The following is a 19,451-nucleotide window of genomic DNA, read 5'->3' as shown; positions in this document are numbered from 1 at the left end:
TGGGTCACGTGTCGTCGCTTTCGTCGTCGAGGATGCGGTAGTGATACTCTCCCACGTCCGCCAGGCCGAGGGAAGCGTAGAGCCCGTTGGCGGCGGCATTGGCCTTGGTGCAGAGCACGGCCATGTGGGTGGCGCCCTGCGCGCGGCCCCAATGCGCCGCCAGCCGCATCATCCAGCCGCCCAGCCCCTTGCCGCGAAAGGGTGCGGCGATTTCCAGGGCGTGGACCATGGCGATGCCGTCATGCACGGCGCAGAACCCGGCGCCGGCGGGATGGTCGGCGGCACGGCCGAACAGCCCGGTCTTGGGGTCGGGTGCACGCTCCATCACGGCGATGCGGCCTTCGCCGATGCCGCCCTGCGCCCAGATCTCGCGCATGGCGGCCAGTGGTTCCCAGATGGCGAAGGCGGTGACGCGGGGGATCTTGCGGTCGGCCAGATGGTCGATCGGGCACAGCCAGATGCGCACCGGATCGATGATGCGGTAGCCGCGCGCGTCCAGCGCGGCGTCCAGCGCATCTTCGCCCTGCCGGAGCATGAACAGCGGCGGCTGGCCCATCAGTCGCATCGCGTCTTCGGCGGCGGGCAGATCGTCGTCGCGCCACGGGCCTTCGGCGGTGGCGGCCGAGACGCGTTTGCCGCCGCCCCGGCCTTCGCGCAGGCGCCACGGCCCGGCGTCGATGCGCGCCGCGGCGGGCCAGGTGGCGTCGCTGGCGGCAAAGAGCCGGTTCAGGTCGGGAGCATCGGTCATTCGGCGAACAGCCCCGACAGCCGGGTCATCGCGGCGTCGACACGGGCGCCGTCCGCGCCCCGCACCACGATGTTGGCGCCGAAGATGCCGTCGCGCTGGAACGGGTAGGAGCCGATGGAGAGATCGGGGAAATCGGCCGCCAACGCGCCCAGCGGCCCGGCGATGTCGCCTTCGCCGCGCATCACCCGCAGGGTCTGCGACAACAGCGGCGCGCCTCCCGTCAGCGTCGGCAGCACGCTGGCGACCATCGCCTGGAACACGCTGGGCACGCCGGCCATGACGTGCACGTTGCCGATGGAAAAGCCCGGCGCGGCCGAGACCGGGTTGTCGATCAGCGCGGCACCGTCGGGAATGCGCGCCATGCGCAGCCGCGCGGCGTTCAGTTCCAGCCCCTGGCGATCGTAATGCGCCTGCAGGATGGCGCGGGCGTCGTCGCGCACGTCGATGCCGACGCCGAAGGCGCGGGCCACGCAATCGGCGGTGATATCGTCGTGGGTCGGCCCGATCCCGCCCGAGGTCACGACGTAATCATAGGCCGCGCGCAGCGCGTTCAGCGCCGCGACGATGGCGTCGGGTGCGTCCGAAACCACGCGGGCCTCTTTCAGGTCGATGCCGTGCTTGGTGAATTCGCCCGCGAGGTAATGCATGTTGGCGTCGCGCGTGCGGCCTGACAGGATCTCGTCTCCGATCACCAGCATGGCGGCGGTGGGGTTGGGCATGGCGGGGCCTCCTTGCGCGGGTCTTGCCCCCGGTATAGGCCCGGGTTCATGCGCTTTCAAACCGAACTGCTGCCTGCGACGCTGACACGCCGCTACAAACGCTTTCTGGCCGATTGCGTGCTGGAAGACGGGCGCGAGGTGACGGCGCATGTGGCCAATCCCGGATCGATGCTGGGGCTGGCCGAACCGGGGATGCGGATCTGGCTGGAGCCGAACGACGATCCGAAGAAAAAGCTGAAATTCGCCTGGCGTCTGGTGGATCACGGCGCCGGGCGGTTCACCGGGGTCGATACCGGTGCCGCCAACCGGGTGGTGCGCGCTGCGCTGGAAGCCGGCCGCGTGCCGGCGCTGGAGGTGTTCGACAGCCTGCGCGCCGAGGTGCCCTATGCCGAAAAGAGCCGGGTGGATTTCCTGCTGGGCGGGGCGCGCGACATCTATGTCGAGGTCAAGTCGGTGACGCTGTCGCGCCGGCCCGGCCTGGCCGAGTTTCCCGACAGCGTCACGGCGCGGGGGCTGAAGCATCTGGGCGACCTGGCGGCGATGGTGGGCCAGGGGCACCGCGCGGTGCTGCTGTTCCTGGTGCAGCGCAGCGATTGCGACCGCGTCACCGTGGCGGGCGATATCGATCCGGACTATGCGGCGGGGCTGGCCCGGGCGGTGGCGGCGGGGGTCGAGGTGATGGCGCTTGGTTGCCAAATCGACCCGCGCGGGATCGAGGCGGGCGGACCGCTACCCGTCCGGCTCTGACAGCGCGATGGTGTCGTCGTAGGTGTAGACCAGCACCTGAATGTCCGGGCTGGGATCGGGGGAAAAGGAACTGACGGCGTCTGTTACCTCCCACCGCAGGACGCGCCCGGTTGCGGGGTCGATGAACACCGTGTTCGCCGACCCGAACCAGGCGCCGCCGGCCTCGGGATTGGGATCGGTGCGGGTGAAATAGCGCACGATCTCGACCTCGGTGCCGTCCAGATCGGCCGTGCCCGGGCAGGCCGTGTCATCCAAGTTGGCACGCTGCTGGGCGCGTTGGGCGCGGGCAAAACCCTCGTGATCGGCGGGCACCATGTTGGGCGCGGCCATCCAGGGCTGGTCCTCGGCCATGCGGATCCAGCTGTCCGAGCCCAGGATCAACGACTGCATCCCCGCGCCCTCGGTCCAGCCCAGGCTGCGTATCGGGGTTTCGAACACCGCATGATAGATCGATTTGACCGCGCCGTCGGGCCCGGTCGTGGTCATCACGTAGCGATGCGGCGGGCGGGCGAAGGGATCGAGCGCGCCGCCATCGAACATCGCCGCGATGCGGTCGCGGCAGGGATCGGCGGCCAGCGGCAGCGGCAGAAGGACCAGGGCGAGCAGCGGTGCGGTCGGGCGCATGGAACGGATCCTCGGTGTCGGCGGAACGGAATCGGCCCGAGGATAGGCCAGCCGCCCCCGACCGCCAAATGCGCCGTCGACCGGTGCTCAGGCGGCTTCGCGGCCGTCCCGCGCGGTTTCGGCCGCCCCGGCGTCGCGTTCGACATGCAGGGTGCGGGTGGGAAAGGGGATGTCGATCCCTTCGCGGTCCAGCGCCTCTTTCACGCGGCGTTTCATATCGGCCTGATACTGGAAATACGCGCTGCTATCGACCCAGACACGGACCAGGAAATCGACCGAGCTGGCGCCCAGGTTGTTGACCTGGACGAACGGTTCGGGATCGGCATGCGACCGGTCGTCGGCCATGATCGTGTCGCGGATCACCTGTTCGGCCTTGGCGAGATCAGCGCCGTAGCCCACGCCGAAAACCCATTCCGCGCGACGGCGGTCGTAGACCGAGTAATTCTCGATCACGTTGCCCCAGACCTCGGAATTGGGGATGATGATCTGGGTGTTGCCCAGGCTGGCCAGCGTCGTGGTATTGAGATTGATATCCTGCACGGTGCCGGTCTTGCCCGCCACCTCGACGAAATCGCCCAGCTTGATGGGGCGGAACAGCACGATCATCACCCCGGCCGCGACGTTCGACAGCGTGCCCTGCAGGGCCAGGCCGATGGCCAGGCCAGCCGCGCCGATCGCCGCGACGATCGACGTGGTTTCCACGCCGAAGGTGTTCAGCACGAACAGCAGCGCGAACCCGACCGCGATGTAGCGCACGACATTGCCGAGAAAGCCGAACAGCGTGTTGTCGAGATGCGCATGCCGCTGGCCGATATGCGTCACCCGGCGCTTGAGCCAGCCGCCGATGGCCAGGCCGAGCAGCAGGATCACGATGGCGGCCAGCACGTCACCCAGTAGCGCGGCCAGGAATTCCAGCGTCAGCAGGTCGGCGATGGCCTTGCCGCCGTAGATTTCGGTCTGCATCACGGTGTCGATCGTTTCGAACATGGGCGGGTCCCTTCTTGCGGTATTGCCGGTCTTCGTCCGACAACGCACGATGCGGCCCCGCGGTTCCCGATACAGGCGATTGCGCGGCAGGGTGGTCTTGCGGCAAAAAGGCGATTAAGTATCGGGAAAATCACGACGGAGTAGCGTGCCGTGAACCACGATCAGGGTGGACGCCAGACCCGCGATGGCATCCGCATTCACCAGCCCGGCGATTTCGCCGGCATGCACAAGGCCGGTGCCCTGGCCGCCCGCATCCTCGACGATGTGTCCGATCACGTCTTTGTCGGCCAGACCACCGCCGCGATCGACGATTTCATCCAGGCCGAGGTGGAAAAGGCCGGCGCGACCAGTGCCACCATCGGCTACAAGGGGTATCAGCACGCCAGCTGCATCAGCGTCAACCACGTGGTCTGCCACGGCATCCCCGGCGACAAGAAGCTCAAGGACGGCGACATCCTGAACGTCGACGTCACGGTTATCGTCGATGGCTGGTTCGGCGATACCAGCCGGATGTATGTCGCGGGCCGGCTGAGCCGGAAATCGGAACGGCTGATCCAGGTCACCCACGATTCGCTGATGAAGGGGATCGAGGCGGTCAAACCGGGCAACACGTTCGGTGATATCGGTCATGCCATCCAGACCTTCGTCGAGGCCAACCGCATGTCGGTGGTGCGCGATTTCTGCGGCCACGGGTTGGGCCGGGTGTTCCATGCTCCGCCCAACGTTTTGCATTACGGCCGCCCCGGCACCGGGCCGGTTCTGGAAGAGGGCATGTTCTTCACCATCGAGCCGATGGTGAACCTGGGCCGGCCCGAAACCAAGGTTCTGGCGGACGACTGGACGGCGGTGACGCGCGACAAGTCGCTGTCGGCGCAGTTCGAACATTCGGTCGGCGTGACCGCCGACGGGGTCGACATCTTTACCCTGTCGCCGGGCGGCAAGTTCCACCCCACATACTGAGCGCGCGGCGCCTCTCGCGCGGATGAGGAGCGCCAAAGCCATGACCGACACCGCGCCCCGTGGCCTGATCGCGCTGCTGTCGGCGTGCAATTTCGTGATCGGCATGGGCGCCTTCGTCGTGATCGGTTTGCTGGAGCCGCTGTCCGGCGGGCTGGGCGTTCCGGTCGCCTCGGTGGGCTGGGTACTGACGGTCTATGCCTTTGCCTATGCGGTGCTGTCGCCCTTGCTGGTGGCGCTGACCGGTCGGATCGGGCGGCGGCGCGTCCTGTTCTGGGGGCTGGCGCTATTCGCCTTGGCCTCGGCGCTGGCGGCGCTGGTCGACGGGCTGGGCCCGTTGCTGCTGTTGCGGGTCGTCGCGGCGGCGGGGGCGGGCGTGGTCACGCCCGTCACATCGGCCATCGCCGCGGCGCTGAGCGCACCCGAACAGCGCGGCAAGGCGCTGGCGGCGGTGCTGTTCGGGCTGACGCTGAGCCAGGTCGCGGGTGTGCCGGTGGGCGGCTGGATCGCCTATACCTTCGGCTGGCAGGCGGCCTTCGGCCTGGTGGCGGCGCTGGCGCTGCCCTGCCTCTGGCTGGTCTGGACGCGCGTGCCGGCGGGTCTGAGCCTGCCGCCGGTCAAGCTGGCCGATCTGGGCCGGGTGCTGGGCGACGGCCCGATGATGATCGCGGTGCTGTTCACCGCGTCCTTCCTGGCGGCGATCTACGTGCCCTATACCTTTCTGCCTGCGCTTTTGAGCGAAACGATGGGCTATGGCCGCGACGGCATCACGCTGGCGCTGCTGGTCTTCGGCGCCGCGGCGGTGCTGGGCAACCTGGCGGGCGGCTGGCTGGCCGACCGGATCGGCCCGGCACGGACGCTGACCCTGCTATGCCTGGCGCAGATCGTGCTGATGCCGCCGTTTTCCACGCTGCCGATGCCCGGCTGGCTGTTGCTGGGGTTGGTCTTCGTGTGGTCCTTCGCGGGCTGGTCGTTCACCGCGGGGCAGCAGATGCGGCTGATCGCGCTGGACCCGCAGCGCGCTTCGGTGCTGCTGTCGCTGAACGCGGCGGCGATCTATGTCGGCATTGCCGCCGGATCGGCGGCGGCCGGGCTGGTGCTGGACCTGGCCGGGCTGGAGATGCTGGGCATCGCCGGCGGGGTCGCCGCGCTGGCGGCACTGGCGCATCTGCTGTGGTCGCAGCGGGTCGTCAACGCGCGGATGCAAGGCGACTGACCGCCCCGGAGCCGGGGCCGAAGGCCGCCGCGGACGGCAAAGACCTGTCCCGCTCTATCCGAACTGCCACAGCGCCGGGACGAAGCGGTAGGCGTCGCCGTCCCGCATCACGTGACCGACGCCGGGGAACGGAAAGTGGTAGCCCAGCACCGCCATCCGGTCGGCGGCCGCCATGTCCAGCAGGCGCTTGCGGGTGGTGACCGTCGTTTCGGCATCCATGTCGAAGCTGTTCACCCAATCCGGCCGCTGAAAGCTGGCATAGGCGTGGGTCATGCAATCGCCAAGCGCGATCAGCTGCGCGCCGTCGCTTTCCACCACCACGCTCAGATGCCCCGGTGTGTGGCCCGGCGTGTCGATCACCCGGATGCCCGGCGCGATTTCGTCGTCATTGCCGACCGGCGTCCAGTCGGCGCCATCGACATTGATCGAGTTCACCGCGCCCAGCACGAATTGCTGCATCTCGGGCGCAACCCGGTCGACCAGTCCGTCCTGCATCCAGAAATCGCGCTCGGCCGCGCCCAGGAAATAGGCGGCGTCGGGCAGGATCGCCTCGTCGAAATCGTCGCGCACGCCCCAGATGTGATCGGGATGGGCATGGGTGATGACGACATGGGTGATCGCGGCGGGGTCGATCCCCGCGGCGTCGAGATTGGCCATCAGCCGCCCCGCGCTGTCGACAAAGCGGTTGCCCGAACCGACATCGACCAGCACCACCGCATCGCCCAGTTCGATCACCAGGTGGTTGGTGTGGGAATAATTGGTGTCGGGCGACAGGAAATGCGCCGTCAGAAAGGCGCGCACCTCGGCCGGGTCGGCATTCACGCCCAGCCCGTTGGTCGGCAGGGTCAGGTGGCCGTCCGACACCACGGTCAGCCGCGCCTGGCCCAGGGTAAAGGCGAAATGCGCGGGGTTGGCCGCGGCGGGCGCACCCAGCTGGGCACGGGCGGCAGCGGGCAGGGTCAGCGCCGGCATCGCGGCAGCCATCGCCAGCAGATCGCGGCGGGTCGGTCGAAGGACGGGCATGGTGGCTCCCCGGTGTCATTCACGTTTGTGAATGCGAGAATATCACCCGCCGCGCCGAAATCCAGCCCTGATCCGGCAGGGGGAAAACGGCGCGGCAATTCCCGGTCATCGCGGATTTGCGAGCCGGCTCAAGGGTCTGAAGGTCGATCGCCGCCGCATCTTTTTGCGAATCGTTTGCAACTGATCGGGTGTCTGCATATCTAAGGCGCGTGCTGCACCGCAGCGTCCCCGGTCCAAAACAAGAGGAACCGTGCCCATGAACCCGATCCGCTCCACCGCTCTTGCCGCGCTTCTTGCGGTTGCCGGCACCGCCGTTGCGGCGCAGGACGTCACGCTGCGCTTTCAGCATTTCGTGTCGCCCAATTCGGCCAACCCGAAATATTTCATCGAGCCCTGGGCGAAGAAGGTCGAAGCCGAATCCGGCGGGCGCCTGAAGATCGAGATCTTTCCCTTCATGCAGCTGGGCGGTTCGGCCACGGCGCAATACGACCTGATCCGCGACGGCGCCATCGACGGCGGCTGGGTGATCCCCGGCTACACGCCGGGCCGGTTCCCCGAAGCCGAGGCGCTGGAACTGCCCTTCATGGTGACGAAATCCGCCGAGGAGGCGTCGAAGGCGGCCTGGCTGTTCACCCAGAAACACCTGGCTGACGATTTCGCCGATGTGCACCTGATCGCCGCGCACATGCACGGCCCCGGCATCGTGCACAAGACCGGCCCGGCGATCGGGACGCTGGAGGATTTCCAGGGGCTCAAGCTGCGCGGTCCGTCGCGCCCGGCCACCCTTTTGCTGGACAAGCTGGGCGCCACGCCCATCGGCATGCCGGTTCCCGCCTTTCCCGAGGCGCTGGCGCGTGGCGTGGTGGATGGCGGCGTGATCACCTGGGAGATGTCGCCGTCGCTGAAACTGGACGAGTTGACGGACAGCCACACCGACGTGGCGGGCGACCGGTCGTTGTATAACCTGTATTTCATCTGGGCGATGAACAAGGCGGTCTACGAGGGCCTGCCCGCCGACCTGCGCGCCGTGATCGACGCCAATTCCGGGTTCGAGACCTCGGCCTGGGCGGGGCGCGCGCATGACACCGGCGATGCCGAGGGGCGTACCGCGATGGACGAGGCCGGCAACGAGATCGCCGAGATGGATGCGGATTTGTCCGGGCAGATCGAGGGTCTGGGCGCCGAGGTGACCGAGGACTGGATCGCCGAGATGAGCGCGCGTGGACTGGACGGTGCGGGCCTGGTGCGCGATGCGCGCGAGGCGGTGGCGGCGACTGTGGGGACAGAACCCGCCGACGGCTGAGCGGTCAGACGTCCCGGTCCTCCGGCGCGTTTTGCCAGCGGCGCATCAGCGCCAGCAGCATCGTCTCGCCGCCCCAGGGGGTGATGCAATCGCCGATCAGAACCGGCCCGCTGCGCGGTGGGGCCGGTTTTGGTTTGTCCCGGGTGTCGGTTGCGGGCGCGAAGGGGCTGGTGAGCGTGGTCATGGAACAAGATTAGCAGAATGTGATTGTTGTGTATTGGGGACTCGGTGCCCGCTGCTTTCTTTCGGTCTCAATACCAGGCGGGGAATCAAGCCCCGGACTTGATCCGGGGCGCCGCGCATCGCCGGGCCGCCCCCCGGCACGGCGATTTGTCGAAGCTTGCGCGAGGCTCGGACAGCTTGCGGATTTGGCAGGTATTAACTGCGCAACCCCGGCCGCAGATCGCCGCACCGCGGCCCGACGACGTGCGGCTTTCCCAAGGACGTCCGATGTTACGAAACGCCCCCTTTTTGCTCAGCCGCAAATCGCCGCCCCCCGCGTCACTCCGCCCGCAGGATCGTGATCCAGCTGTCGCCGTAGCGACGGGCGTCAAGCCGGGTGAAGCCCGGCGGCGCGGCTTGCTCGGTTGCTTCCTCCCAGACCACCAGCGCGGCGGGGGCGATCCAGCCCCGGGCCTGCGCGGCGGCCAGCGCGGCCTCGCCCAGGCCCTTGCCATAGGGCGGATCGAGAAAGACCAGCGTCGCCGGTTCGGTCGCGGCGGGCAGGCGCGTGGCATCGACCGCCAGCACCTGCGCGCGGTCGGCGCAGCCCAGGCTGGCGATGTTGTCGCGCAGCAGCCGCAGCCCGGCGCGGCCCGTTTCGACAAAGGTCGCCGAAGCCGCGCCGCGCGACAGCGCCTCGAGCCCCAGGGCGCCGGTGCCGGCGAAGAGGTCGAGCACCACGGCATCGATGATCGGATCGCCGAACCGGCCGCCCGCCAGCATGTTGAAAAGCGCCTCGCGCACGCGGTCGGTGGTGGGGCGCAGATGCGCCGCCGGGTCGCCCTTGCCAAGCGCGGCCAGTCGCCGCCCGCGCCAGTCGCCCGCGACGATCCTCATCCGCGCATCATCGTGGTCATCAGCACCTTGAGATCGGTATCGGGGTTGGCCACGGTGGCGGGCTCCGGCGACAGCCCCGCCTCGATCAGCCGCTTGCCGACCATGTAGGCGCGCGGGTCGTTCATCGCGTCCAGCGCCAGCAGGCGCCCGCCGCCGAAATACCAATGCGACCGCGCGCCCTTGCCGTCGTCGCGGATCACCACGCGGTCATGCCCGGTGCCCAGACCCGCGATCTGCAGCTTGACGTCGTACTGGTCCGACCAGAACCACGGTTTGGCATGATAGGGCAGTCCCGCGCCCAGCATGTTGTCGGCCACGGCTTCGGCCATGTCGATGGCGTTGCCGACGCTTTCCAGCCGCATCCGGCCCTGCGGCGCGGGAAAGGACGCGCAATCGCCCGCCGCCCAGACATGCGCGTCGGATGTGCGGCCATAGGCATCGGTGGCGATGCCGTTGTCGATCTCCAGCCCCGCGGCGCGGGCAAGGGCGGTGTCCGGCGCGATGCCGATCCCGGCGATGACGAAATCCACGTCCAGCCGCGAGCCGTCGGAAAGCTCGGCGCCGGTCACGGCGGTCTCGCCGGTCAGGCGGGCCAGGCCGGTGGCCTCGCGGATCGTGACGCCGTGCGCGGCGTGCAGGGCGCGGAAGTAGTCGGCGGTTTCCGGGGCGGCGACGCGGGCCAGGATACGGTCGGCCATTTCGATCAGCGTGACGTGTAGACCGCGCTTGGCGGCCACGGCGGCGGCTTCGAGCCCGATATAGCCGCCGCCGACGATCAGCACGCGCGCCCCGGCGGTAAAGCGTGGCGCCATCGCGTCGACATCGGCCAGGCTGCGGACGGTGAAGACGCCGTCCAGGTCACCGCCGATCGCGGCGGGCAGACGGCGCGGCACGGCGCCGGTGCAGAGCGCGAGATGGTCGTAGGACACCGCGCCGCCAGCGGTCTGGACGCGGCGCGCCGCGCGGTCGATCGCCGTGACGGGCTGACCGGTCACCAGCGCGATGTCCTGTTCGGCATAAAAGCTGGCGGGACGCAGATACAGCCGCTCCTCCTCCATCTCGCCCAGCAGGTAAGCCTTGGACAGGGGCGGGCGCTGGTAGGGCGGCACAGGTTCGGCGCCGATCAGGGTGATCCGCCCGTCATGGCCCTTGGCCCGCAGCCGTGCGACCAGCGAGGCGCCGGCCTGCCCGGCGCCGATCACCACCACATCCGTCATCCGATTTTCCCTTTCACTTCCCTCGCGCGACCCTATATGCCGAGCCACGGAAAACGCAATTGCAGGAGACCCGACAATGGCCATTTCGACTGGTGACACACTGCCCGAGGCAACCTTGATCCAGCTGGGCGCGAACGGCCCCGAAGAGGTCGCGCTGTCGGGCAAGACGGCGGGTCGCAAGGTGGTGATCTTTGCCGTGCCGGGCGCCTATACGCCGACCTGCCATTCGGCCCATGTGCCCAGCTTCATCCGCACCAAGGACGAATTCGCCGCCAAAGGCGTGGACGAGATCATCTGCGTGTCGGTCAACGATCCCTTCGTGATGAAGGCCTGGGGCGAGGCCACCGGCGCCACCGCCGCCGGGATCACCATGCTGGCCGATGCCGGGTCGGGCTTCACCAAGGCCATCGGCATGGATTTCGACGCCCCGCCCGCCGGCCTGCTGGCACGGTCCAAGCGCTATGCGATGTTCGTCGAGGACGGTACCGTCAAGGTCCTGCACGAAGAGGAAAGCCCCGGCACCTGCGAGATCTCGGGCGGCGAGGCGCTGCTGGCGGCGATCTGAACGGGTTTCCTGGCGGGCGCCCTCGCGCCCGCCCAGCGGCGGACGACAAGCGTTCTAAGCTGAACCGGGCGGGTTCCCACGTTCTGCCAGCCGGCCTTGTCGTGGAACCGCGCGGCCCGATCATTGCCGACCGCGCAGGCCAGCCAGCCAGTTCGGTGACCAGCGGCCCGGACCCGGTTCTCGGCATCTTGAACCAGCGCCTGGGCGACCTCCGCATCGCGCGCCGGCGGCGCGACGTAGAGCCGGCAAAGCTCGTCTGCGACGACCATGCAGAACCCCGCGACGGCGCCGTCGACCATCGCCACCTGCGTGCGAGCACGATGCGATGCCGTCCGGTCCCGAAAGCCTTTTATCGTGCGCTGCCACCGCAGGCTGTCGGGCACGATGGTGGCCTGCGCGTCGTGCCAGCCGGTTTCCCGGATCGCGGCGATCAGCCGGATGTCGCCATCCGCGCCGGTCTTCAGGGTGAATGCCGTGCCCGCAGGCCAGGTCCGCAGGCCCCGCGGCACAACCGCCCGCGACCCGTGGCGACCCGATGTCAGACCGGGCCGGTCATGGCGCGCCGCCGCGCCAGCCACAGATGCAGCACGATGGCGCAGAGATAGAGCGCCACGATCGTCGCATACATCGCGCCGCTGCCTGCCGCGCTCAGGATCGCCAGCAAAAGCGGCGTTCCCAGCAGGTTGCCGATATTGCCGGTCTGCGCCATCGCGCCATAGCTCAGCGCCTGGTCCTGCGCCCGAGCGTTGAGTTCCGGTATCGCGGCAAAGCTTGCACCCTGCACCAGGCCGAGAAAGGCGAACAACGTCACCGCAAAGACCAGTTGCAGATCGGCCAACAGGTTGAGCGCGATCAACGCCGCCGCCAGCGCGAAGCCCGCCACCACCGTCGTGATCGCCGAAACACGCCGCAGCAGGACCGGCACCAGCCCCAGCGAGGCGGCGATGCTGACCAGCGGCATGAGCGTTGCCGCCCAGCCCGCCTGTCCGGCGGGCAGGAGGCCGGGCAGGAGCGCCAGCAGCGACACGAAGGTCAGCGTATACAGCAGCCATCCGGCGGCCGGCGCGATGATATGGGCCGAACGATAGGTCTGCGCGTGCAGCGCCCCGATACCACGGACCTCGTCCGAGGAGGCTGGCCGAATGCTGCCTTCGGGCAGAAACACGGCGACCAGCCCGGCCAGCCCCAGCAGGATCGCGCCGTGGCCCGCGAACAACCGGGCCAGGGCCGCGGGGCCGGCCAACGGCATGGCAAGCCACGCCACCAGGGCGAACGAGACGCCGAAGAACGTGCTCCACAGCGTCATGGCGGCGCCGCGCCACCGCGGCGCGCTGAGCTGCGCGATGAGCGTGGGGGCGGCGACGACGATCGCCAGATGCGACAGGCCCTCGACCAGGCGCGTCGCCAGAAGGATATGAAAGGCGGGCAATGTCGCCTGCCAGAGCGAACAGACCGCGCCCAGACCCAGACCGGCCAGCACCAGCCGGCGCGCGCCGAACCGGCCAACCAGCCCCCCGGCGACGATGCCCAGGCCCGCGCCGATCAAGCTGATCGACGAGACCAGCCAACCCGTTGCATCGCCCCAGTCACCATACAGCGCGCGCACCGTGTCGAAAGGCACGGCCACCTTGGCGAATTGCGCGGCCGCGCCCAGGCCGACAAGCCACAGCAGAAGGACAGAAAACAGATTGGATCGCAGCAACGGCATGGCCCTGCGCTATCCGCAATCGGCCGCCTGCGCCACGCATAAATCATGCGCAGCCGTTCAGGCCGGTGATGAGGTTTCCAGCGCGACGTTGTCAAACCCGTTTCTCGTAGCGCCAGACCTCGAGCGCGAAAGGCCGGGATCGGGTTTCAAGGTCCACCGACACGAGGCCGATGTTGCGCCGCCCGGCCTTTTCGTAGAATCGCATCGCCCGTGTGTTGCCGACTGCACAGGCGAGCCAGGCGGTGGCGTGGCCCGCTGCCGCGATCCGCGCCTCGGCATCGGCGACCAGCGCCTGGGCCAGGCCCGTTCCCCGGCCATCGGGTGCGACGTAGAGCTGATAAAGCTCGTCTCCAAGCGTCATGCAGAACCCGGCCACGATGCCGTCGCGTGCCGCCACCCGCGTGTCCGCACGATGCGCTTGGGCCCTGTCGACAAAGCTTTGCGTATCGCGCAGGTCGCGCAGAATGTCCGGCACGATCCGGGAGTGCGCGTCATGCCAGCCCTGTTCCCAGATCGCGGCGATAGCGGCGATGTGCGCGTCCGACGCGTCCTGCAGGGAAAAATCCATGACCCGACGCTAAGACCGCCACAGCGACGGAGCAAGCCGCGCGCAGGCCAAGCGGGCGTTGCCGCCTAGAGGCTGTCCATCTTGCGCGCCAGCTTGGCATCCAGCGATGACAGGCCGTCGACGTCATGGGTGGTCAGCACCACGGTCACGGTCTTGTAGACGTTCGACCATTCGGGGTGGTGGTTCCACTTCTCGGCCCACATCGCGGCCCGGGTCATCCAGGCGAAGGCCTGGGTGAAATCGTCGAAGACGAAGGTCTTGGTGATCGCGTCGCGGCCCTCGACCAGGGTCCAGCCGCAGGCCAGCAACGGCGCCAGCAGCGTTTCGCGCACGGCATCGGTCAATCTCTCGGTCACTCCGGTTCCTCCCGTCTGTCCTTGCGGAACGGACCGTAGGCGGTGAGGATCTCGATATCCTCGTCCACGGCGCGGCGTTCCGCCTGCAGGTATTTCGCCACCGCCTCGGCAAAACCCGTGTCGCCGATCCAGTGCAGCGAATGGATCGGCACCGGCAGATAGCCGCGCGCCAGCTTGTGATCGCCTTGCGCGCCGGCTTCGACCCGGGCCATGCCGTGGGCGATGGCGAAATCGATGGCCTGATAGTAGCACGCTTCGAAATGCAGGCAGGGATGATCTTCGATGCAGCCCCAGTAGCGGCCGAAAAGCGTGTTGCGCCCGATGAAGTTCAGCGCGCCCGCCACCGGACGCCCGTCGCGTTCGGCGATGGCCAGCGCGATGTCGTCGCGCAGGGTGTCATGGGCGATGGCAAAGAACTTGCGCGTGAGATACGGCGTGCCCCATTTCCGCGCGCCGGTATCCTGGTAGAATCGCCAGAACGCGTCCCAGTGCCGATCCTCGATGGCGTCGCCGGTCAGCATCCGGATCGTTCCGCCGAAGGCCTGCGCGCGGGCGCGTTCCTTGCGGATGGTCTTGCGCTTGCGCGAATTCAGGCTGGCGAGGAAGGCTTCGAAATCGCGATAGCCGTCGTTCAGCCAGTGATATTGCTGGGTTGTGCGGCGCATCAGCCCCATCGCCTCGCCGGCGATGGCCTCGGCCTCGGTGCAGAAGGTGGCGTGCAATGACGACAGCCGGTTCTCTGCGGCCAGCTGCACCGCGCCCTGCACCAGCGCGCCCAGGCCCGCCGTCTCAAAGCCCGGCCGGGTCAGGAACCGCCGCCCGGTGGCGGGGGTGAAGGGCACGGCGATCTGCAGCTTGGGGTAATAGCGCCCGCCCGCCCGTTCATAGGCATGCGCCCAGTTGTGGTCGAAGATGTATTCGCCCTGGCTGTGCGATTTCGCGTAAAGCGGCGCGACGCCGATGATCTTTCCGTCCAGCTCGGCCACCAGATAACGCGGATCCCAGCCGGTGCCGGCCCCCACCGATCCCGACGCCTCGAGCGCATGCAGAAAGCGATGCGTGGTGAACGGGTCGTTCGGCCGCCCGCCATCGGCGGCCTCGGGACAGGCGCAGGCATCCCACTCCGCCGCGGCGATCTGGGACAGGCTGGTCAGGACGGTCACGGCGATGGTGGCGCCGGGGCTTTGATCGGTCATTTTGCCTCGCTTGCCCGGCACTATCTGGGCGCCGGGGCGGCGGGATCAAGCAACGTAGCCCTCGAAGGTCACGTTGTCGGCGATCTTGCGGGCCTCTGCCTCCTGTTCGGGCGATCGGACGGTCCAGCACAGCACCGGCACGCCGCGCGCCTTGAGCGCCGCCACCGGCGCCGCGGACAGGTTCTTGCGGTCATGGCTGATGAAGGCCGCGCCGACCCGATCGAAATCCGGGATGCCGCGCAGCCGGTCGCGGGTGGCGGCGGGCAGGGTCGGCCAGCCTTCGGCCGTGAAGGCGTCGGTGGTCAACCCGCGCGGGGTCTGGGGCAGCAGATCGGCCAGAACCGCAACGGAATGCGGGTTGAACGACATCAGTGCCACCGGCCCGGCATGGCCCGCCAGCGCCCGCGCCACCGCCTGTTCCAACGGGCCCACGGACGGTCCCATCGCGCCGTCCTGGTCCTTCAGCTCCACCAGCAGCGGCACCGCGCCGCCGACCAGGTCCAGCACCTCGGCGAAAGTCGGGATGCCCTCGTCCCCGCCGGTCAGCGGGATCGCGCCCAGGGCCTGCGCGGTGCGCTGCCGCACCGCACCGGTCTCGCCGGTCATCCGGTCAAGGCTGTAATCGTGAAAGACCATCGCCTCGCCGTCGGAGGACAATTGCAGGTCGATCTCGATCCCGTAGTTCGCCGCGACCGCCGCGCGGATCGCCGCGCGCGAATTCTCGGGCCGGCCCGCGGCCAGATCGTGCAAGGCCCGGTGCGCGATCGGGCGGTCCAGGAAAGCCGGGGGCAGGGCAGGCATCAGAAGACCTCGAAGATGCCTTCGATCTCGACCGCGACGTTGAAGGGCAGCGCGCCCGCGGAAACCGCCGAACGCGAATGCCGCCCGGCCTCGCCGAGGATCTCGACCAGCGTATCCGAAGCACCGTTGATGACCTTGGGCTGATCGGTGAAATCCGGCGTGGAATTGACGAAGCCGGTCAGCTTGACCACGCGTTTGAGCCGCGACAGGTCGCCCTCGCAGGCGGCGCGCACTTGGGCCAGCAGGCTCAGCGCGCACAGCCGCGCCGCCGCCGCGCCCTGCTCGACGCTCAGCTCGGCGCCCAGCCGGCCGGTGACGAAACCGCCGTCCTTCATGCTGACCTGGCCCGAGACGAACAGCAGGTCGCCCGACCGCACGTAGGGCACGTAATTGGCCGCGGGCGCAGGGGCGTCGGGCAGGGTGATGCCCAGTTCGGCCAGGCGGGTTTCGACGGTGTTCTTCATGGTGGTCTCCTTCGGTTCGGCGCCGAGGCTAGACCGCCGCGCGCAACAGGAAAAGCCGTCCCCCGCTTCTCTGGTTCAAAAATATCCCGGGGGAGTCGCGGCTGGCCGCGACGGGGGCAGAGCCCCCCACAACCGCCGCTCAGCTTTCGCGGAATGCCTTGGCAAAATAATCGGTGAACGGTTTGACCAGATAGGCCAGCGGCGTGCGGTCCTCGGTGCGGATGAAGGCTTCGACCGGCATGCCGGGGATCAGCGTCGCGCCGGGCGGCAGGCGGTCGATCTCGCCTTCGCTCAACACGATCTCGGCGCGGTAATAGCGGACGCGCGAGCTTTCGTCCTCGAAGGCATCGGCCGAGATCTGAACCACGCGCCCCACCAGTTCCGGGGTCTGCCGCTGGTCCAGAGACGAAAACCGCAACGACACCTCCTGGTCGACGAACAGCTGGTCGATATGGATCGGCTCGACCTGCGCGGCGATGACCAGAGGCCGGTCCTGCGGCACCAGGAACAGCACCGGTTCGGCGGCGCGGATCACCGCCCGCGGGGTGAACACGGTCAGGCCGTGGACGACGCCGGACACCGGCGCGGTGATTTCCATCCGGGACAACCGCTCCTGGATCGCGCGGCGCTGCTCGGCGTATTCGCGTTCGCGGAACTGCAGGTCGCGCAAAGTGGTGATCGCCTCTTCGCGGCGGCGGGTCTGCAGCTTGAGGATCTCGATATCGATCTCGGTCATCCGGCCCTCGGCCTGGGCCTTCTGCGCCGTCAGTTCGCCGACATTGCCGGCCAGGCGCGCCTGTTCGCGCTGCAGCGACAGCACGCGGCTGGCTTGGGCCAGACCCTTGTCCAGAAGCGCCTGCTGGTCCGCCAGTTCGCGTTCGATCAACAGCAGCATCTCGCCCAGGGCGGCCTGCTGCGCGACGATCCCGCGCACCTGGTCGGCGATCTGGTCGCGGCGTTTGGCCAGCTGCTCGGTCTCGCGGGCCACGGAATCGCCGCGCGCGGCGAACAGGTTGCGCTGGCCTTCGACCAGGTCGGCGATTTCGTCGTCCGACGCGGCCCGTTCCAGCAGCGAAGGGTCGAACCGGATTTCGTCCGACCCGTCGCGCTCGGCCACCAGCCGCGCCCGCCGCGCCGCCAGCTCGAAATACTGCCCCTCGACGATCGCCAGTTCCGACCGCAGCAGCGTCGGATCGAGCCGAACCAGCGGCGCACCGGTCTGCACGTGGTCGCCTTCGTCGACCAGGATTTCGGCCACGACGCCGCCATCGGGGTGCTGCACCACCTGGCGGTTCTGGTCGACCTCGATCGAGCCCGACGCGATGATCGCGCCCGAGATGTTGGTGGTCGCGGCCCACGTGCCGAAGCCGCCAAGCAGGACGGCCAGCGCGAGCAGCCCCAGGATCATCGGGCCGCGCAGCGGGAAGGCAGGGGTTTCGGATGTCATCGCACACCTCCGGGCCCGGCGCTCTGCTGGATTTCCTGGTGGTTCTGGACCATGGCCCTGAGCACCTCGTCCTTGGGCCCGAAGGCGACGCGCGCACCGTTCTCGAGCACCAGAAGCTGGTCGCATTCCTGGATCGCCGCAGGGCGATGCGCCATGATCAGAACCGATTTGCCGTCCGCCTTGAAGGCGCGGATCGCGCGGTTCACCGCGTTCGAGCCGTCGTTGTCGAGGTTCGAGTTGGGTTCGTCCAGCACCAGCACCACCGGATCGCCGAACAGCGCGCGGGCCAGGCCGATCCGCTGGATCTGCCCGCCCGACAGCCGCCCGCCGGCCGCGGTGACGCGGGTGTCGTAGCCCTGCGGCAGCTTGAGGATCATCTCGTGCGCATCGGCCCGACGCGCCGCTTCGACGATCTTTTCGGGATCGGGATCGTCGGCCAGGCGGGCGATGTTTTCGGCGATGGTGCCGTCGAACAGGGCCACCCGTTGCGGCAGGTATCCGATCAGCTGGCCCAGCACGTCGGGCCGGTATTGATCCAGCGACGCACCGTCCAGCGTGATCTTGCCCCCGGCGGGACGCCAGACACCGGTCAGGGCCCGCGCCAGCGTCGATTTCCCGGCGCCGGACGGACCGATCACGCCGATGGCCTGGCCGGGCATGATCGTGAACGAGACAAGCCGCAGCGCCGCCTGCTGTTCCCCGGGCGGCACCATCGTCAGTTGCGTGACGTCGATGCGCGCCTGCGGTCGCGGCAATGCGGTGCGCGGCGTTTCGGGTGGCAGTTCGGTCAGCAGCTGCGCCAGGTTGGTCCAGCCCTTGCGCGCCCGTTCGACCAGCGCCCATTGCCCGATCGCCAGTTCGATCGGCGCCAGCGCCCGGCCCATCAGGATCGACCCGGCGATCATCGCGCCCGGCGTGAGTTCGTTCTGCAGCACCAGGTAGGCGCCCAGCCCCAGCATCGCCGATTGCAGCAAAAGCCGGAAAGTCTTGGTCAGCGTGGTGAAGCCGCCGGTCAGATCGGTGCTGCCGATCTGGCCCCGGAGCGACTCGCCGCGTGCCTGGAACCAGCGCCGGAACGCGGCGCCGCGCATTCCCAGGGCCTGCACCATCTCGGCCTCGCCACGGATCTGGTCGGCGCGGCGCTCGGCCTCCATCATCATCTGGTTGGATTTCAGCGTGGGATTGCGGGTGACCATCTGGTTGGCGATGGTGATGACGATCAGCACCAGCCCCCCCGCCAGCGCCAGGTAGCCCAGCCAGGGATGGAAGATCGCGATGGCGATCAGAAAGACCGGGGTCCAGGGAATGTCGAAAAACGCCATCAGCACCGGCGAGGACATCATCCGCTGCACCGATTCCAGATCGCGCAGGCCGGTCTGGGCCACTTCGTCGTTCTTGACCGCCGAGCGGCGCAGCACCGCGTCGAAAACCCGCAGGTCCAGTGCCGCCTGGAACCGCGCGGCGACGCGGTTCATCACGCGGCCGCGGACGAAGTCCAGCAGGCCCATCATTCCGTAGAGAAACACCACCAGCACGCTGAGCGCGATCAGCGTCGCCTCGGACCGCGAGCCCAGAACACGGTCATAGACCTGCAGCATGTAAAGCGGGCCGGTCAGCATCAGCAAGTTCACGAACAGGCTGAAAAGGGCCACGAACCAGTAATACGGACGGCTTTGCCGTCGCACGGCACGCAGCTCGGCCCGCCCGGTTTCCCAAGTCTGTTGCGTCATCGGCGGAAATCCTCGC

At 68.4% G+C, this 19,451-nt stretch carries 22 protein-coding genes; 5 read left to right on the top strand and 17 right to left on the bottom strand.

The genetic code is table 11. From position 1 onward, the window contains the following. Window positions 1–4: 4 nt before the first annotated feature. Window positions 5–748, bottom strand: coding sequence for a GNAT family N-acetyltransferase (locus KUH32_RS04210; protein WP_217776811.1), 744 nt, complete (start codon window positions 746–748; stop codon window positions 5–7). Then, the gene (locus KUH32_RS04205; protein ID WP_217776810.1) at window positions 745–1,467 is read right to left on the bottom strand and encodes a competence/damage-inducible protein A; all 723 of its coding nucleotides are present in this window, start codon (window positions 1,465–1,467) and stop codon (window positions 745–747) included. Before KUH32_RS04205 ends, KUH32_RS04210 begins: the two co-directional genes overlap by 4 nt. 48 nt (window positions 1,468–1,515) lie before the next feature. On the opposite strand from KUH32_RS04205, the gene sfsA reads away from it, so the two are divergent. Further along, on the top strand, window positions 1,516–2,214 hold the full coding sequence (gene sfsA, locus KUH32_RS04200; protein WP_217776809.1) for a DNA/RNA nuclease SfsA: 699 nt from the start codon (window positions 1,516–1,518) through the stop codon (window positions 2,212–2,214). Here the strand turns inward: sfsA and KUH32_RS04195 are convergent. After that, window positions 2,197–2,838 carry a hypothetical protein gene (locus KUH32_RS04195; RefSeq protein ID WP_217776808.1) on the bottom strand — a complete coding sequence of 214 codons (642 nt, stop codon included), beginning with the start codon at window positions 2,836–2,838 and terminating at the stop codon, window positions 2,197–2,199. The two genes, sfsA and KUH32_RS04195, sit on opposite strands and share 18 nt — an antisense overlap. Window positions 2,839–2,925: 87 nt before the next feature. Then, complete coding sequence (locus KUH32_RS04190; RefSeq protein ID WP_217776807.1) at window positions 2,926–3,825, bottom strand: mechanosensitive ion channel family protein; 900 nt, start codon at window positions 3,823–3,825, stop codon at window positions 2,926–2,928. Window positions 3,826–3,975: 150 nt separating this feature from the next. Between KUH32_RS04190 and map the strand changes: the two genes are divergently transcribed. Beyond that, window positions 3,976–4,785, top strand: coding sequence for a type I methionyl aminopeptidase (map, locus tag KUH32_RS04185; RefSeq protein WP_217776806.1), 810 nt, complete (start codon window positions 3,976–3,978; stop codon window positions 4,783–4,785). Between the two features lie 40 nt (window positions 4,786–4,825). Further along, the gene (locus KUH32_RS04180; protein ID WP_217776805.1) at window positions 4,826–5,998 is read left to right on the top strand and encodes an MFS transporter; all 1,173 of its coding nucleotides are present in this window, start codon (window positions 4,826–4,828) and stop codon (window positions 5,996–5,998) included. A gap of 54 nt (window positions 5,999–6,052) precedes the next feature. On the opposite strand, the gene KUH32_RS04175 is transcribed toward KUH32_RS04180, so the two are convergent. Next, window positions 6,053–7,021, bottom strand: coding sequence for an MBL fold metallo-hydrolase (locus KUH32_RS04175; RefSeq protein WP_217776804.1), 969 nt, complete (start codon window positions 7,019–7,021; stop codon window positions 6,053–6,055). A 256-nt stretch (window positions 7,022–7,277) separates the two neighbouring features. Here KUH32_RS04175 and KUH32_RS04170 point away from each other — a divergent pair, with 256 nt between their 5' ends. Further along, window positions 7,278–8,324, top strand: coding sequence for a TRAP transporter substrate-binding protein (locus KUH32_RS04170; protein ID WP_217776803.1), 1,047 nt, complete (start codon window positions 7,278–7,280; stop codon window positions 8,322–8,324). A gap of 4 nt (window positions 8,325–8,328) precedes the next feature. On the opposite strand, the gene KUH32_RS04165 is transcribed toward KUH32_RS04170, so the two are convergent. The 3 genes from KUH32_RS04165 to KUH32_RS04155 form a co-directional block, all read right to left on the bottom strand. Beyond that, window positions 8,329–8,508: a hypothetical protein gene (locus KUH32_RS04165; protein WP_217776802.1), complete on the bottom strand. Its 180-nt coding sequence runs from the start codon at window positions 8,506–8,508 to the stop codon at window positions 8,329–8,331. 317 nt (window positions 8,509–8,825) lie between these two features. Then, window positions 8,826–9,383 carry a 16S rRNA (guanine(966)-N(2))-methyltransferase RsmD gene (gene rsmD, locus KUH32_RS04160; RefSeq protein WP_217776801.1) on the bottom strand — a complete coding sequence of 186 codons (558 nt, stop codon included), beginning with the start codon at window positions 9,381–9,383 and terminating at the stop codon, window positions 8,826–8,828. Then, a complete protein-coding gene (locus KUH32_RS04155) occupies window positions 9,380–10,600 on the bottom strand; it encodes an NAD(P)/FAD-dependent oxidoreductase (protein WP_217776800.1) in 1,221 nt (406 codons plus the stop codon). The genes rsmD and KUH32_RS04155 overlap by 4 nt, the downstream gene beginning before the upstream one ends. A 76-nt stretch (window positions 10,601–10,676) precedes the next feature. Between KUH32_RS04155 and KUH32_RS04150 the strand changes: the two genes are divergently transcribed. Then, on the top strand, window positions 10,677–11,165 hold the full coding sequence (locus KUH32_RS04150; protein WP_217776799.1) for a peroxiredoxin: 489 nt from the start codon (window positions 10,677–10,679) through the stop codon (window positions 11,163–11,165). Here KUH32_RS04150 and KUH32_RS04145 read toward each other — a convergent pair. From KUH32_RS04145 to KUH32_RS04105, 9 genes are all read right to left on the bottom strand, one after another. Further along, the gene (locus KUH32_RS04145; protein ID WP_217776798.1) at window positions 11,060–11,674 is read right to left on the bottom strand and encodes a GNAT family N-acetyltransferase; all 615 of its coding nucleotides are present in this window, start codon (window positions 11,672–11,674) and stop codon (window positions 11,060–11,062) included. The two genes, KUH32_RS04150 and KUH32_RS04145, sit on opposite strands and share 106 nt — an antisense overlap. A gap of 29 nt (window positions 11,675–11,703) precedes the next feature. Beyond that, window positions 11,704–12,873, bottom strand: coding sequence for an MFS transporter (locus KUH32_RS04140; RefSeq protein ID WP_217776797.1), 1,170 nt, complete (start codon window positions 12,871–12,873; stop codon window positions 11,704–11,706). A 91-nt stretch (window positions 12,874–12,964) separates the two neighbouring features. Continuing rightward, a complete protein-coding gene (locus KUH32_RS04135; protein ID WP_217776796.1) occupies window positions 12,965–13,441 on the bottom strand; it encodes a GNAT family N-acetyltransferase in 477 nt (158 codons plus the stop codon). Window positions 13,442–13,506: 65 nt separating this feature from the next. Next, on the bottom strand, window positions 13,507–13,797 hold the full coding sequence (locus KUH32_RS04130; protein WP_217776795.1) for a 4a-hydroxytetrahydrobiopterin dehydratase: 291 nt from the start codon (window positions 13,795–13,797) through the stop codon (window positions 13,507–13,509). Beyond that, window positions 13,794–14,993, bottom strand: a complete 1,200-nt coding sequence (locus tag KUH32_RS04125) for a GNAT family N-acetyltransferase (RefSeq protein ID WP_217776794.1) — start codon at window positions 14,991–14,993, stop codon at window positions 13,794–13,796. Before KUH32_RS04125 ends, KUH32_RS04130 begins: the two co-directional genes overlap by 4 nt. Window positions 14,994–15,038: 45 nt before the next feature. Continuing rightward, on the bottom strand, window positions 15,039–15,794 hold the full coding sequence (locus KUH32_RS04120) for a glycerophosphodiester phosphodiesterase family protein (protein ID WP_217776793.1): 756 nt from the start codon (window positions 15,792–15,794) through the stop codon (window positions 15,039–15,041). Continuing rightward, window positions 15,794–16,258: a RidA family protein gene (locus KUH32_RS04115; RefSeq protein WP_217776792.1), complete on the bottom strand. Its 465-nt coding sequence runs from the start codon at window positions 16,256–16,258 to the stop codon at window positions 15,794–15,796. Before KUH32_RS04115 ends, KUH32_RS04120 begins: the two co-directional genes overlap by 1 nt. A gap of 139 nt (window positions 16,259–16,397) precedes the next feature. Beyond that, window positions 16,398–17,705: an HlyD family type I secretion periplasmic adaptor subunit gene (locus KUH32_RS04110; RefSeq protein WP_217776791.1), complete on the bottom strand. Its 1,308-nt coding sequence runs from the start codon at window positions 17,703–17,705 to the stop codon at window positions 16,398–16,400. Next, a complete protein-coding gene (locus tag KUH32_RS04105; protein WP_217776790.1) occupies window positions 17,702–19,435 on the bottom strand; it encodes a type I secretion system permease/ATPase in 1,734 nt (577 codons plus the stop codon). Before KUH32_RS04105 ends, KUH32_RS04110 begins: the two co-directional genes overlap by 4 nt. Window positions 19,436–19,451 lie beyond the last annotated feature (16 nt).

Origin of the sequence: Thalassococcus arenae, assembly GCF_019104745.1 — a bacterium.
GTDB classification, from domain to species: Bacteria; Pseudomonadota; Alphaproteobacteria; order Rhodobacterales; family Rhodobacteraceae; genus Thalassococcus_B; species Thalassococcus_B arenae.
Note: the sequence above shows the minus strand (reverse complement) of the source record. Positions and strands in the feature narration are given on the sequence as shown.

Coding starts and splice junctions, on each gene's coding strand:
- KUH32_RS04175 (WP_217776804.1), bottom strand. CDS start 7,021: ATGCCCGTCCTTCGACCGACCCGCCGCGATCTGCTGGCGATGGCTGCC.
- KUH32_RS04190 (WP_217776807.1), bottom strand. CDS start 3,825: ATGTTCGAAACGATCGACACCGTGATGCAGACCGAAATCTACGGCGGC.
- KUH32_RS04180 (WP_217776805.1), top strand. CDS start 4,826: ATGACCGACACCGCGCCCCGTGGCCTGATCGCGCTGCTGTCGGCGTGC.
- KUH32_RS04195 (WP_217776808.1), bottom strand. CDS start 2,838: ATGCGCCCGACCGCACCGCTGCTCGCCCTGGTCCTTCTGCCGCTGCCG.
- KUH32_RS04105 (WP_217776790.1), bottom strand. CDS start 19,435: ATGACGCAACAGACTTGGGAAACCGGGCGGGCCGAGCTGCGTGCCGTG.
- KUH32_RS04205 (WP_217776810.1), bottom strand. CDS start 1,467: ATGCCCAACCCCACCGCCGCCATGCTGGTGATCGGAGACGAGATCCTG.
- KUH32_RS04110 (WP_217776791.1), bottom strand. CDS start 17,705: ATGACATCCGAAACCCCTGCCTTCCCGCTGCGCGGCCCGATGATCCTG.
- KUH32_RS04115 (WP_217776792.1), bottom strand. CDS start 16,258: ATGAAGAACACCGTCGAAACCCGCCTGGCCGAACTGGGCATCACCCTG.
- KUH32_RS04120 (WP_217776793.1), bottom strand. CDS start 15,794: ATGCCTGCCCTGCCCCCGGCTTTCCTGGACCGCCCGATCGCGCACCGG.
- rsmD (WP_217776801.1), bottom strand. CDS start 9,383: ATGAGGATCGTCGCGGGCGACTGGCGCGGGCGGCGACTGGCCGCGCTT.
- KUH32_RS04170 (WP_217776803.1), top strand. CDS start 7,278: ATGAACCCGATCCGCTCCACCGCTCTTGCCGCGCTTCTTGCGGTTGCC.
- KUH32_RS04150 (WP_217776799.1), top strand. CDS start 10,677: ATGGCCATTTCGACTGGTGACACACTGCCCGAGGCAACCTTGATCCAG.
- KUH32_RS04125 (WP_217776794.1), bottom strand. CDS start 14,993: ATGACCGATCAAAGCCCCGGCGCCACCATCGCCGTGACCGTCCTGACC.
- KUH32_RS04210 (WP_217776811.1), bottom strand. CDS start 748: ATGACCGATGCTCCCGACCTGAACCGGCTCTTTGCCGCCAGCGACGCC.
- KUH32_RS04165 (WP_217776802.1), bottom strand. CDS start 8,508: ATGACCACGCTCACCAGCCCCTTCGCGCCCGCAACCGACACCCGGGAC.
- KUH32_RS04140 (WP_217776797.1), bottom strand. CDS start 12,873: ATGCCGTTGCTGCGATCCAATCTGTTTTCTGTCCTTCTGCTGTGGCTT.
- KUH32_RS04155 (WP_217776800.1), bottom strand. CDS start 10,600: ATGACGGATGTGGTGGTGATCGGCGCCGGGCAGGCCGGCGCCTCGCTG.
- sfsA (WP_217776809.1), top strand. CDS start 1,516: ATGCGCTTTCAAACCGAACTGCTGCCTGCGACGCTGACACGCCGCTAC.
- KUH32_RS04135 (WP_217776796.1), bottom strand. CDS start 13,441: ATGGATTTTTCCCTGCAGGACGCGTCGGACGCGCACATCGCCGCTATC.